This window comes from Roseovarius pacificus (genome assembly GCF_900142665.1).
Lineage (GTDB): Bacteria > Pseudomonadota > Alphaproteobacteria > Rhodobacterales > Rhodobacteraceae > Roseovarius > Roseovarius pacificus.
This window is the reverse complement of sequence record NZ_FRBR01000001.1, coordinates 636429-649827: the sequence shown is the minus strand read 5'-3', so window position 1 is coordinate 649827 and position 13399 is coordinate 636429. Positions and strand designations below refer to the sequence as shown.

The 13399-nt window shown below is 63.3% G+C and carries 14 protein-coding genes; 12 read left to right on the top strand and 2 right to left on the bottom strand.

The genetic code is table 11. The features are described from left to right. Nucleotides 1–78 precede the first annotated feature (78 nt). The 5 genes from BUB53_RS03120 to BUB53_RS03100 all read left to right on the top strand — a co-directional run bounded on the left by BUB53_RS03120 (nt 79) and on the right by BUB53_RS03100 (nt 6040). Nucleotides 79–1092, top strand: a complete 1014-nt coding sequence (locus BUB53_RS03120) for a TRAP transporter substrate-binding protein (protein WP_073032594.1) — start codon at nt 79–81, stop codon at nt 1090–1092. A gap of 91 nt (nt 1093–1183) precedes the next feature. Continuing rightward, nucleotides 1184–1834 (top strand): TRAP transporter small permease, encoded by a 651-nt coding sequence (locus BUB53_RS03115; protein WP_084728823.1) that lies wholly within the window; start codon nt 1184–1186, stop codon nt 1832–1834. A 3-nt stretch (nt 1835–1837) separates the two neighbouring features. Beyond that, complete coding sequence (locus BUB53_RS03110) at nt 1838–3124, top strand: TRAP transporter large permease (RefSeq protein ID WP_073032591.1); 1287 nt, start codon at nt 1838–1840, stop codon at nt 3122–3124. A gap of 10 nt (nt 3125–3134) precedes the next feature. After that, a complete protein-coding gene (locus BUB53_RS03105) occupies nt 3135–3578 on the top strand; it encodes a universal stress protein (protein ID WP_073032589.1) in 444 nt (147 codons plus the stop codon). A gap of 167 nt (nt 3579–3745) precedes the next feature. After that, nucleotides 3746–6040, top strand: coding sequence for a glycosyl hydrolase family 28-related protein (locus tag BUB53_RS03100; protein WP_073032587.1), 2295 nt, complete (start codon nt 3746–3748; stop codon nt 6038–6040). A gap of 23 nt (nt 6041–6063) precedes the next feature. On the opposite strand, the gene BUB53_RS03095 is transcribed toward BUB53_RS03100, so the two are convergent. Next, complete coding sequence (locus BUB53_RS03095) at nt 6064–6723, bottom strand: hypothetical protein (RefSeq protein ID WP_084728821.1); 660 nt, start codon at nt 6721–6723, stop codon at nt 6064–6066. A gap of 144 nt (nt 6724–6867) precedes the next feature. On the opposite strand from BUB53_RS03095, the gene BUB53_RS03090 reads away from it, so the two are divergent. The 6 genes from BUB53_RS03090 to BUB53_RS03065 all read left to right on the top strand — a co-directional run bounded on the left by BUB53_RS03090 (nt 6868) and on the right by BUB53_RS03065 (nt 11409). Continuing rightward, nucleotides 6868–7188: an antibiotic biosynthesis monooxygenase family protein gene (locus BUB53_RS03090; RefSeq protein WP_073032585.1), complete on the top strand. Its 321-nt coding sequence runs from the start codon at nt 6868–6870 to the stop codon at nt 7186–7188. Next, complete coding sequence (locus BUB53_RS03085; protein WP_073032583.1) at nt 7189–7500, top strand: DUF5665 domain-containing protein; 312 nt, start codon at nt 7189–7191, stop codon at nt 7498–7500. Nucleotides 7501–7571: 71 nt separating this feature from the next. Next, on the top strand, nt 7572–7979 hold the full coding sequence (locus BUB53_RS03080) for a universal stress protein (RefSeq protein ID WP_073032580.1): 408 nt from the start codon (nt 7572–7574) through the stop codon (nt 7977–7979). Between the two features lie 102 nt (nt 7980–8081). After that, the gene (locus BUB53_RS03075) at nt 8082–8681 is read left to right on the top strand and encodes a rhodanese-like domain-containing protein (RefSeq protein ID WP_073032578.1); all 600 of its coding nucleotides are present in this window, start codon (nt 8082–8084) and stop codon (nt 8679–8681) included. Between the two features lie 148 nt (nt 8682–8829). Then, on the top strand, nt 8830–11028 hold the full coding sequence (uvrB, locus tag BUB53_RS03070) for an excinuclease ABC subunit UvrB (protein WP_073032576.1): 2199 nt from the start codon (nt 8830–8832) through the stop codon (nt 11026–11028). A 213-nt stretch (nt 11029–11241) separates the two neighbouring features. Then, on the top strand, nt 11242–11409 hold the full coding sequence (locus BUB53_RS03065; RefSeq protein WP_327213531.1) for a hypothetical protein: 168 nt from the start codon (nt 11242–11244) through the stop codon (nt 11407–11409). A 35-nt stretch (nt 11410–11444) separates the two neighbouring features. Here the strand turns inward: BUB53_RS03065 and ribA are convergent, their stop codons facing one another. After that, entirely contained in the window at nt 11445–12536 is a 1092-nt protein-coding gene (ribA, locus tag BUB53_RS03060) for a GTP cyclohydrolase II (protein ID WP_073032574.1), read from the bottom strand. A gap of 175 nt (nt 12537–12711) precedes the next feature. Between ribA and BUB53_RS03055 the strand changes: the two genes are divergently transcribed. Next, the gene (locus BUB53_RS03055) at nt 12712–13398 is read left to right on the top strand and encodes a response regulator transcription factor (protein WP_073032572.1); all 687 of its coding nucleotides are present in this window, start codon (nt 12712–12714) and stop codon (nt 13396–13398) included. Nucleotide 13399 lies beyond the last annotated feature (1 nt).

Below are 13399 nucleotides of genomic sequence, written 5' to 3'. Positions count from 1 at the left end.
GGGAGTTTTCCCCGCAACCTGGAAGCCATTCCGCCCGCGTGTTTCGCTGCGGCGGGGTCTAACGACAGGGAGTAAAACATGACTTACAGATCACTCTTGACGACCAGTGCCATGGCGCTTCTCGTGGGCGCGGGCGCCGCCGCGGCCGATACGTGGCGGTACGCGTTCGAAGAGGCGATGGAAGAGGTTCAGGGCAAATTCGCCCAGAAGTTCAAGGAAGAGATCGAGGCCAATTCCGATCACACGGTCCAGCTGTTTCCCTTCGGCACGCTGGGCGAATCCGACAGCATCATGGAACAGACCCAGTCGGGCATCCTGCAATTCGTCGACCAGTCGCCGGGGTTCACCGGGGCGCTGATCCCCGAGGCGCAGGTGTTCTTCGTGCCGTATCTGCTGCCGCAGGACACCGAGACGCTGGCCAGCTTCTTTGAAAATTCCAAGGCCATCAACGAGTTGTTCCCGCCGCTTTATGCCGAGCAGGGGCTGGAATTGCTGACGATGTTCCCCGAGGGCGAGGTGATGATGACCACGACCGAGCCGGTCAGCGGCCCGGACGATCTGAACGAAGTGAAGTTCCGGGTCATGACCAACCCGCTGCTGGTGGAAAGCTACAAGGCCTTCGGCGCCACGCCGACGCCGCTGCCGTGGGGCGAGGTCTATGGCGCGTTGCAGACCGGCATCATCCAGGGGCAGGAAAATCCCGCCTTCTTCATCGAGTCGACGAAGATGTACGAGGTGACCGACCATATCACCCGCGCCGGGCACAACAACTTCACCACCGCCGTCATGGCCAACAAGGATTTCTATGACGGGCTGCCGGACGAGGACAAGACACTGGTGAACAACGCCATCGACGCGGCGTTCGATTACATCATCGAGTATCAGTCCGGCCTGACCGAAGCCTCGCTGGAGAAGATCATGGAGGCCAAGCCCTCGATGACCATCACCACGCTCACCGAGGAAGAACGCGCGCCGTTCATGGCGACGGCGGAGTCGGTCGAGCAGGAGTTCCTGGAGATCGGTGGCGATCAGGCACAGACGATCCTGGATCAGCTCAAGGCCGATCTGGAAGCCGCCAAGAGCGGCGGTTGACCGGCGCGCGCGGACTGCGCACCGGATACAAGGCGCTGGCCGTTTCGCGACGGCCGCGCCAACCCGACAGATTATCCCGAGGATTGCGGCCATGAAGCCTGAACAAGAACGCGCGTCCGCGAGCGATCCGGACCTCCTTGCCGAAGTGGCCGTCCCGGTGGCGGACGACGATATCGACGATTCCAGTTACGTTTCGGGATTGCCGGGGTTTCTCGGGGTGATCGACGTTGCCATTGCCCGGATCGAGGCGGTGTTGCTGGCTGTCGGGGTCCTGCTCATGGCGCTGAACACGATGGCGAATGTCGTCGGGCGCTTCGTGCTGGGCCAGAGCATTTTCTTTTCCGAAGAAGTGAACCAGGCGCTGATCGTCCTGATCACGTTCGCCGGGATATCCTATGCCGCGCGTCATGGCCGCCATATCCGCATGTCGGCGTTTTTCGATGCGATGAAACCGCCGCTGCGCAAGCTGTTGATGGTGGTGATCGCCCTGGTGACGTCGGCGGCGATGTTCCTGCTGGCGTGGTATGCGCTGGATTACCTGATGACGCAGGCATCGCGCGGGCGGTTGCTGCCGGCGCTTCAGATCCCGGTCTGGTGGATCATCGTCTGGGCGCCGCTGGGGTTCTTCCTGACCGGGGTGCAATATGCGCTGACGGCGATCAAGAACATGATTCACAAGGATATCTGGCTGTCGACGAGCACGCTGGAAGGCTACGACGATACCAGCGAAGAGGAGGTCTGAGCCATGGCCATCGCAATCTTCGGCACGATGATCGTGCTTTTGCTTCTGGGGTTCCCGATGATGATTCCGCTGATCGCGGGATCGCTGATCGGGTTCGTGTCGCTGTTTGGCGGGTTTGGCCAGTTGGACACCATGGTGCAGCAGATTCTGGGCGGGATACGGCCCGCCAGCCTGATCGCGGTGCCGATGTTCATTTTCGCCGCCGATATCATGACGCGCGGACAGTCGGCGAACCGGCTGATCGACCTGGTCATGTCCTTTGTCGGGCATCTCAAGGGCGGTCTGGCGGTGTCGACGGCTTCGGCCTGTACGCTGTTCGGGGCGGTGTCGGGCTCGACCCAGGCGACGGTGGTCGCCGTGGGCGGGCCGCTGCGCCCGCGGATGCTGAAGGCGGGGTATAACGACAGTTTCGCGCTGGCGCTGATCGTCAATTCGTCGGATATCGCCTTTCTGATCCCGCCCTCCATCGGGATGATCATTTACGGCGTGGTTTCGGGCACCTCGATTTCGGAACTGTTCATTGCCGGGATCGGGCCGGGGCTTCTGATCCTGTTCATGTTCTCGGTCTATTCGTATTTCTACGCGGTCAGGCACAACGTGCCGACCGAGCCCAGGGCAAGCTGGGGCGAACGGGGCCGGGCGATCCAGCGTGCGCTGTGGCCGCTGGGCTTTCCGGTGATCATCGTCGGCGGGATCTATGGCGGGATTTTCTCGCCCACCGAGGCGGCGGCGGCCTGTGTGCTCTATGCGCTGATCCTGGAGATGGGTGTGTTTCGCGAAATGAACGTCAGGCAGTTGTACGCGACGGCGAAATCCACCGGGCTGATCACGGCGGTGGTGTTCATCCTTGTCGGGGCCGGCGCGGCGTTTTCCTATGTCATCAGCTTTGCGCAGATTCCGCAGCAGGTGCTGGGCAGCATCGGCATCGACGAGATGGGCGGCTATGGCGTGTTGTTCACGATTTCCATCGCCTTTTTCGTCGGCTGCATGTTCGTCGATCCCATTGTGGTGATCCTGATCCTTGTGCCGATCTTCGCGCCGGTGGTGGCCTCGGTCGGGCTGGACCCGGTGCTGGTGGGGACGATCATCACGCTTCAGGTCGCGATCGGGAGTGCGACGCCCCCGTTCGGCTGCGATATCTTTACGGCCATCGCGGTGTTCAAACGGCCCTATGCCGAGGTGGTCAGGGGCACGCCGCCCTTTATCATCATGTTGTTGTCGGTTGCGGTGCTGTTGATCTTTTTCCCGCAGATCGCGCTGTTCCTGCGTGATCTGGCATTCTCCAAGTGAGGGGGTCGTGATGTTCAGGAAGATACTTGTCGCCTATGACGGGTCCAAGGGGGCCGAGGCCGCGCTGGAGAAGGGGGCCGAACTGTGCAAGCTGACCGGGGCCGAGCTGATGGTGCTGACGGTGTACCGGCATCATTCGATCCTCGAAGCGTCGCTGTCCATGGTGCGGGGCAGCGACGAGAGCGGCGCCAGCCTGGACGATGCGATGCGCGCGGTGTCGCGCGAGGCGGCGGAGCACGCCAAGGCCCGCGCCGGGGAGCTTGGGGTCGAGTCGGTGCATGCCTTCATCAAGGGCGGCCCGTCGGCGCGCACCATCGTGTCCTTCGCGGAAGAAAAGGGCTGCGATCTGATCGTCGTCGGCTCGCGCGGGCTGGGCGCGTCGGAGGGCTATATGCTGGGCTCGGTCAGTCACAAGGTGACGAGCCTGACCTCGATCCCGGTGCTGGTGATCTGATCCGTCTTCGTTCCTGAGAACAGGGCACCGTCACGGTGGTGTCGGGGCCTGTTAATTCCTTGTTGATACCTCCCTTGCGTATCGGGTGCGGCGGCGGGCCGTGCCTGTCGTGCAGATACGTATGACATCCGGGCCGCGTGGGGCCGGGATGCGGAAAGGGAAGTCTCATGAACAAGGCAATCACCGACGGGGTCGTTTTCATGCCGCCCGAATTTGCGGGCGGGCTGGATGTGTGGTCGAGCGGGAACGGAACGCCCGGCGCGGATACCTATGACAACGCGGTCAATGCGGCCTTTGTCCCGGCGGATCAGGATTTTGGCGGGGCGCTGGAACTCCAGAAGGCCGATACGGTGCAAAAGCTGCGCTATATGGGGGAAACGCCGCTGTTGCCGGGCTGTTACCTGCGGATCAGCGCGCGGGTGAAGGCGGTGGCGGGCAATCTGCCATCGGTGCGCATCGCGGGCTGGGCCGGGGGCGCGGGCGGGGCGCATGTCGGCGGGCTGAGCGAGGCGGGCCCGGCGGTGAGCCTGACCAGCTATGGCGAGGTGGTCGAGGTGAGCGCGATTGTCGGCACCGGCGCGCGCACCGGGGTCGATATGGTGTGGGGGAGCGAGGCGCTCTATGGGCATTTCGGGCTGGACCTGACCGGCCCGAGCGGCGGCGTGGTGCGCATCGACGACATCGCGATCGAGGATGTCACCCATGTGTTCCTGCGCGATATGCTGAGCGTGGTGGACGTGCGCGACTACGGTGCGCTGGGCGATGGTGTGAGCGACGATTCCGCCGCCTTCGAGCGGGCCGATGCGGCGGCGAACGGGCGCGAGGTGCTGGTGCCGCAGGGTACCTATTACCTTGCCGACAGCGTGACCTTTCAGAACCGGGTGCGATTCGAAGGGTCGGTTGCGATGCCCGAGGACAAGATCCTTGGCCTGACGAAGAATTTCGACCTGCCCGCCTATATCGACGCGTTCGGCGATGACGAGGAACTGGCCTTCAAAAAGGCGTTTCAGGCGCTGCTGAACACGGCAGGGCATGACTCGCTCGATCTGGGGGGGCGGCTCATCGGGGTGCGCGCGCCCATCGACATGCAGGCGGCGCTGGCCAACCGGACCTATTTCAACCAGCGGCGGGTGATCCGCAACGGGCAGTTTTCGATCTATTCCGGCCCGGCCTGGGAGACCGAGGTGGCGACCTCGCAAGCGAGCTATTCGCCCAACGATCCCAAGCGGCTGACCGGGGTGGTGAATGTGGCCAACGTGCCGGTGGGCGCGCTGGTGGAAGGCAATGGCGTGGGGCGCGAGGTTTACGTGCGCGCGAAGAACATTGCGGCGCAAAGCGTGGAGTTGAGCGCGCCGCTCTACGATGCGGACGGCTCGCAGCTGTTCACCTTCCGGCGGTTCAAATACATCCTCGATTTCAGCGGGTTCGAGGATCTGGGGCGCTTTACCCTGTCGGATATCGAGTTCCAGTGCGGCGGTGAATGCAGCGGCATCCTGTTGCCGCCGACCGGCAGCGGCTTTGCGCTGCGGGATTGTTTCATCACGAGGCCGAAGGATCGCGGCATCACCAGCCATGGCGAGGGCTGTCAGGGGATGTTGATCGACCGCTGCCAGTTCCTGTCCAACGAAAGCCCGCTGGCCGCCGTGGACCGGCAGTCCATCGCGATCAACACCAATGCCAACGACGTCAAGCTGCGCAACAACCGGGCGGTGCATTTCCGGCATTTCGCGGTGATCGGAGGCTCCAGCACGATCGTGACCGGCAATCACTGGTTCCAGGGCGATACGTTGCAGAATTCGCCGCGCATGGCGGGGCTGGTTCTGACGCGTACCAATAACCGGGGCACGATCAACGGCAACTATGTGGACAACAGTTTCATCGAGTGGTCGAACGAGCACGATCAGGCGCCGGAGTTCGCGAACGAGTTTTCGTTCAGCCAGTTGATCGTGACCGACAACACCTTTCTGGCCAGCCATGTGGCGCGATGGTTCAATTTCTTCGTGGTCAAGCCGCACGGGGCGGGGCATTTCCTGAACGGGCTGACGATGACGGGCAATTCGTTCCGCATCATCGGCGATCCGGTCGACCGGGTCGAGGGGATCGACACCAGTTTCGCGGCGCTGGATTTCAACCGGTTCTCCAATGTCACCTTCCGCGACAACATGTTCAAGAACGTGAACCGCAGGGTGGCCAGTCCGATCATGATCGAACATACCGAGGCCAGCCCGGCGCAGGCCTGGACCATAGATGCCGGACCGCGCCTGCCGTTCGATGCCTGGGCGCAGGGGGTGGATGCGGTGGTGGCCGCGGGGCCGCTGCGCGATGACAGTGGCGCGGTTTACTATGGTACGCCGTATTACCAGGGCAAGCAGGGGCCGGAGAACGATCAGGTGGTGCTGCGCTGGAGCGAGGATGTGCAGGGGACGGTGCGGATCACGGTGCGGATCGACGACCCGATGTGACCGGGCGGCGGGGCTGGCGGCGTTCAGAAGTCGTGCCAGAGCGCGATTTTCGCCGCCAGTGCCCGGCTGTTCTTCAGCCCGGTCACCACGCCGATTTCGATGTGGCGACCAGGCGGGCCCTGTATCACCCAGGACGGGGCGAGCTTGAGATAGGCATCGCCCTGTAGCGGTTGTCCGGCCTGAAGTTGCAGGATGGTTTTGATGCGCGCTGTGGTGTCGAGGCCGAGTGTCAGGTCGCTTTCCCATGCGGTGTCGAACCTGTCCTGAAAGACGGTTGCGCGGATATCGAGCACCAGCCAGCCGGAGCGTCCGGCGATGTCGATCCCGCGCCCGAAGGACATGGCGGGGCGCAGCACCGGGCGCGAGTCCTGAACGCCCGAGCCGAGTTCCAGCGCGAGGCGCATGCCTCCGGGGGCCTGAGCGAAGGGGATGCGGGCGAAGGCGATGGCCTTGTCGAGCCCGCCCGGGTCTGCGCCGATATCGACGCCGAGCGTCAGCCGGTCGGACAGGCCATATTCGCCGTAGAGGGTTGCGTATCCCCGGTCGTGCAGGATGTCGCGTTCCCATGAAAATGACAGGAAGGTGTCGCCCTTGCCGCGCGGCCAGGGGCCGGCCTGCGCCATGCGCGCAGGCAGGGCGGCCAGCAGACCGCACAGGCATATCAGGAGCAGAACGCGCCGCATCGGCCCTCCGGTCAGACGGCCCCCACACGGGATTCAGTTATCCTTAGTCTTGGTAAACCGGCGGTTAATTTCTGATCGGGCGCGGTTAGAATTTGCGCTGTGACGCAAGGATGTTAGGCTGAAGCGTGTAAAAGGAGTTCCGCCATGCCTTTGATCCGTACCGACAACAGCTATCAGACCGTGATCACCACCTTCGAGATGACGCCCGGCACCTGTCAGGACCTTCTGGACGAGTTGACCAGCGCCTATGAGGAGTTCATTTCGAAACAGCCCGGCTTCATCGCGGCGGGGCTGCATGTGAACGATGCGCAGACCCGGATCGCCAATTATTCCCAGTGGAAGCGGCGCGAGGATTTTCAGGCGATGCTGCGCAGCCAGGAAATGCGCAAGCGCAATCGCCGGATCAACGAACTGTGCAAGGGATTCGAGCCGGTGATGTACGAGGTCGCCGGAACTTTCGACTGAATGAGCCGGGGTGACATGGACAAGGGGAACGAGAGCGGCGAGCGCGCGCTGGCCGACGAGCTCGAAGCGCTGCGCGCCGAGGTGGCGCGGCTGAACAAGCACCGTTTCGTGCGGATTCACAACTCGATCCCGCGGCTGTTGCTGTTCAATTTCGCGCGCGGCGCGGCCTTTGCGCTGGGCACGCTGCTGGGAGCGTCGATGATCCTGTCGATCGTGGTCTGGGGGCTGAGCCAGGTCGAACTTCTTCCGGTGATCGGGGAATGGGGCGCCGAGATCAAACGCCAGATCGAGGAAGCGACGGAATTGCCTTAGCATCTGACCTGCGTCAATGTTTCCCGGCACATGCCGTGCCATACTGTCATGAACTGCAATTGGAGGCCCTTATGTACAAGAATGTTCTCGTCCCTGTTTCCTTTGAGGAAGACCGCGATTCGGCGGGCGCGATAAATGTGGCGCGTATTCTGGCCGGCGACGGTGGCAAGGTGACCGTGCTGCATGTCATGGAGCAGATTCCGGGCTATGCCATTTCCTATGTGCCCGAGAATTACCTGGTGGAAAGCCGGCAGGCCATCGAGGCTGAACTGAGTGAAATGGCGTCGGCCCTGCCCAACGGTGTGGCCGAGGTGATCGACGGGCATTCGGGCCGCACCATTCTGGATTACGCCGAAAAGAACGGCGTGGATTGTATCGTGATCGCCAGCCACCGGCCCGGCATGCAGGATTTGCTGTTGGGCAGTACCGCGACGCAGGTGGTGCGGCATGCGGGCTGTGCGGTGCATGTGATCCGCTGAGACCGCGGGCGATTGGCGGTCAGGGTGCCACAGGGCCCGTCCCTTGCGGGGGCGGGCGTTTCGTGCTGATCTGATCCGTGTTCACGAGAGGGAGGAGTTTCGATGCGTTTCACGATCATTTCGGCCATGCTGGGCCTGTTGGCGATGCCGGTGGCGGCGCAGGAGCAGAAGCCGGTCAATATCCGGCCCTATATCCCCTCGGTCACGGTTCAGACGCCCTCGGGGCCGGTCGAAATTTCGCGCATTCAGGACAATGCGCATGAGATCACCGGCGAATGGGCGCGCACCTCGCGGGCCTGTCCGCCGTTCTGCATCCAGCCGATGACACCCGCACCGGGCGTGACCACGATTGGCGAGGTGGAATTGCTGGAGATGCTGGCCGACGAGGAGGCCGTGGTGGTGGACAGCCGCACGCCGGAGTGGTTTGCGGGCGGCACCATCCCCGGCGCGGTCAACATCCCCTATACGCAGGTGGTGGATCGTCTGGGCGAATTGGGCTGCGAAATCGACTTTGAGGGCTGGGTCTGCGACGAGGCGCGGCCCGTCGCCCTGTTCTGCAACGGGCTTTGGTGCGGGCAAAGCCCCACAGCAATCCGCAACATGATCGAGGTGGGATATCCCGCCGACAGGATTCATTACTATCGCGGGGGCATGCAAAGCTGGCGGGTGCTGGGGCTGAGCGTGACCGGGGCGTCGAACTGAGCCAGGGGCACCGGATGGCCGCGCCCCGGTTGCACCGCTGAGCCGGGCAGGCGACGGGGCGGCATTTCCGGCGCGTTCGGGGATTGCCCCTTGATCCGGGACGAAAAGAGAACAAATGTGGGGCGGAACCACGAGGACCGCCCCAGATATGCCCTATGCCCATTCCGATAAAACCCCGCCGATCCTGCACAGCCCCGCGCCGGACGTGAAAACGCGCGAAAAGCTGGAAGGCGGCAAGCGGTTCGAAATGGTGACGGAGTTCGAGGCCGCGGGCGATCAGCCCACGGCGATTGCCGAACTGACCGCAGGGGTGAACGAGGGCGAGCGCAATCAGGTGTTGCTGGGCGCGACGGGCACCGGCAAGACCTACACGATGGCCAGGGTCATCGAGGAAACGCAGCGCCCGGCGATCATCCTGGCCCCGAACAAGACGCTGGCGGCGCAGCTTTACGGGGAATTCAAGGGATTTTTCCCCCATAACTCGGTCGAGTATTTCGTCAGCTTCTACGATTACTACCAGCCCGAGGCCTATGTGCCGCGCTCCGACACCTATATCGAGAAGGAATCCCAGATCAACGAGCAGATCGACCGCATGCGCCACTCGGCCACGCGGGCGCTGCTGGAGCGGGACGATGTGATCATCGTGGCCTCGGTGTCGTGCATCTACGGGATCGGCAGCGTCGAGACCTATGGCGCGATGACGCAGGACCTGAAGGTGGGCGAGGAGTACGATCAGCGCAAGGTCATGGCCGATCTGGTGGCCCAGCAATACCGCCGCAACGATCAGGCGTTCCAGCGCGGCAGTTTCCGGGTGCGGGGCGACAGCCTCGAAATCTGGCCGGCGCACCTTGAGGATCGGGCATGGAAGTTGAGCTTTTTCGGGGAGGAGCTTGAATCGATTGGAGAATTCGATCCGCTGACCGGCGAGAAAACCGGCAGTTTCGAGCAAATCCGCGTCTACGCCAATTCGCACTATGTCACGCCCAAGCCGACCATGCAGCAGGCGATGGTGAATATCCGCAAGGAGCTGCGCCAGCGGCTGGATCAATTGGTGGGTGAGGGCAAATTGCTGGAGGCGCAGCGGCTGGAGCAGCGCACGAATTTCGATCTGGAGATGCTGGAGGCGACCGGCGTCTGCAACGGGATCGAGAATTATTCGCGCTACCTGACAGGGCGCGCGCCGGGCGAACCGCCGCCCACGCTGTTCGAATTCATTCCCGACCATGCCATCGTGTTCGCCGACGAATCCCATGTCAGCGTGCCGCAGATCGGCGGCATGTACCGGGGCGATTACCGGCGCAAGTTCACCCTGGCCGAGCATGGCTTCCGCCTGCCGAGCTGCATGGACAACCGCCCGCTGAAGTTCGAGGAATGGGACGCCATGCGCCCGCAATCGGTGTTCGTCAGCGCCACCCCCGCCGCCTGGGAACTGGAGCAGACGGGCGGGGTGTTTACCGAACAGGTGATCCGCCCCACGGGCCTTTTGGACCCGGAGGTGGAAATCCGGCCCGTCGAAATGCAGGTGGATGATTTGCTGGACGAGGTGCGCCGGGTGTCGGAGGCGGGCTATCGCACGCTGTGCACTACGCTGACCAAGCGCATGGCCGAGGATCTGACGGAATACCTGCACGAGCAGGGCATTCGCGTGCGCTACATGCATTCGGACATCGACACCATCGAGCGGATCGAAATCCTGCGCGACCTGCGCCTCGGGGCGTTCGACGTGCTGGTGGGGATCAACCTGTTGCGCGAGGGGCTGGACATTCCCGAATGCGGGCTGGTGGCCATTCTGGATGCCGACAAGGAGGGATTCCTGCGCTCGGAAACCTCGCTGATCCAGACCATCGGGCGCGCGGCGCGCAATGCCGAGGGGCGGGTGATCATGTATGCCGACAGGATCACCGGCTCGATGCAGCGGGCCCTGGACGAAACCGACCGCCGCCGCACAAGGCAGATCGCCTATAACGAGGAACACGGCATCACGCCCGCGACGGTGAAGAAGAATGTCGATGACATTCTGGCCGGGCTCTATCAGGGCGACGTGGATATGAACCGGGTGACGGCGACGGTGGACAAGCCGATGGTGGGCAGCAATCTTCAGGCCCATCTGGACGGTTTGCGCGCCGAGATGCGCAAGGCCGCCGAGAATCTGGAATTCGAAGAGGCCGCGCGCCTGCGCGACGAGGTCAGGCGGCTGGAAGCGGTCGATCTGGCCGTCCACGACGACCCGCTGGCCCGGCAACAGGCGGTGGAGAAGGCCAGCGAGGACGCGGTGAAAGCGCGCGGGCGCTCGACAGCCGGGCGTCCGGGGCAACGCGGGGGGAACGTGAAGCGGCGGGGGCGGTAGAGCAAAGGGGAGGGTGCGCAGTGAATGCGCATCGTTTGCGCGGGGTGTTTCGGGCATGGTGCGCAGTGAATGCGCACCCTACGGGGGCCTCGTTTAACGTGATTTTAACCATACCTGCGCCAGTCTGCGTCCCATGCAGAACCGGAATTCTCCTCTTTCGCCCGAAATATGGCTCAACGATCTGTTTGCGTCCAAGGCGGTGCAGCAGGGGGGGTGATCCGGCGCAAGGCGCGGGATGTGGAGCGTTTTGTGGGGATGGAACTGTTCCTGCGTGAAATCCATCGACGGGGGGTTCAGGTGGCGGAGAACTCGGGGCAGATCGTGATTTTCTGCAACCGTGCGCCCGTGCGGTGGCTGTCGGGGCCGGTGCCGCTTTCTTGAAAAGAAAGCGGTTCGAAATCTTTTCAGGATTTCGGTCAGAGAAGATGGCCCGACTTGGCGGCCTTGGTGGCGAGGTAGGCGCGGTTATGGGCGTTTTCGCCCACTTTCAGGGGCACGCGTTCGGTCACGCTGACGCCGCATTCTTCCATCTTGGCGATCTTGCCGGGGTTGTTGGTCAGCAGCCGCACCGAGGAAAAGCCCATGCGCTTGAGGATTTCCGCCCCGATGCGAAAATCGCGCTCGTCATCCTCGAACCCCAGGCGGTGGTTGGCCTCGACCGTGTCGAACCCCTGATCCTGAAGGGAATAGGCGCGCATCTTGTTGGCGAGGCCGATGCCGCGCCCTTCCTGGTTGAGATAGAGCAGCACGCCCGCGCCTTCGGCCCCCATTTGCGCCAGCGCGCCGCGCAGTTGCGGGCCGCAATCGCATTTCAGGCTGCCCATCAGGTCGCCGGTGAAACAGGCCGAATGCAGGCGCGCCAGAACCGGCTTGTCGCGCGGCGGCTGGCCGATTTCGATGGCGTAATGTTCCTCGCCGCCGTCCTCGGGGCGGAAAATGTGCAGCCGTCCGGCCTCGGACACCTGCAAGGGCAGGCGGGCGCTGACCACCGGGTGCAGGGGGCTGGTTTCCGATATCATCGCGGCGGCGGGCGTGGCGGGCACGCGCGTCAGGCTGTGGCTGGCGGCAAAGCTGTCGGGGTCGGAGAGGTCCAGTACCAGCGCGGCGGGCAGGAGGCGGGCCGATTTGACCAGCGACAGGGCAAGGCGGTGCAGCGCGGCATCGCCGCCGCGTTCGGCCATCAGGGGGCCTTTCATCGGGGTTTTCAGATCGTCGGCGGGATCGGCCACGCCCAGAACCCAGGGCAGGCTGGCATCCGGCGGCAGGAGGATGCGCGCCACGTCGCCGTCATAGGCGCGGGCCTTGAGCGTTTCGGCGCGGCGCGCGGTGATCGCCAGCATGGGCCGCCCGCCAAGCGCGCGCAGGTCCGCCAGGCGTTGCGCATCCAGCGTTTCGGCGGCCAGCACCAGTGCCGCGCCGTCCGCGGACTCGAGCACGACGGGCACGCCCATACGCAGATCGGCGCGGGCGCGTGCAAGCGTTTCTGTCAGGTCCGGGGCAAGGCTCATGGTGCGGTGTCCTTGGGGTGTCTTCGTTGTTACTGTGTAACATCTAGCCCCTTTTGCAGGGAATTGAAATATACGCCCCCGATTCAACACGTCGCTGTGAGGCCGCTGTTGCATATCTTGTGCAATCGCCCTGGCTGCCACATCTTTCCGGCATCCAGTACGAGGAGCCATTTGCATGGGACAGCTCAAGAAAATTCTTCTGGTCGATGACGATGACGACCTGCGCGAGGCGCTGAGCGAGCAGCTTGTGATCACCGAGGATTTCGACGTGTTCGAGGCCGCCAACGGGGCCGAGGCGATGACCAAGGCGCGCGACGGACTCTACGATCTGGTGATTCTGGATGTCGGCCTGCCCGACACCGATGGCCGCGAACTGTGCCGGTTGATGCGCAAGCAGGGGGTCAAGGCGCCGATCATGATGCTGACCGGCCATGATGGCGATGCCGACACCATTCTGGGCCTCGATGCCGGGGCCAACGATTACGTGACCAAGCCGTTCAAGTTTCCGGTGCTCCTGGCGCGAATCCGGGCCCAGCTGCGCCAGCATGAACAATCCGAGGACGCGGTGTTCCAGTTGGGGCCGTATACCTTCAAACCGGCGATGAAGATGCTGATCGACGAGGACGACCGCAAGATTCGTCTGACCGAGAAGGAAACCAACATCCTGAAATTCCTGTATCGTTCCCCCGAGGGCGTCGTTGCGCGCGACGTGCTGCTGCACGAGGTCTGGGGTTATAATGCAGGGGTGACGACGCATACGCTGGAGACCCATATCTACCGTCTGCGCCAGAAAATCGAACCCGATCCGTCGAATGCACGTCTTTTAGTGACGGAAACAGGCGGGTACCGCCTCTTGGCATAGG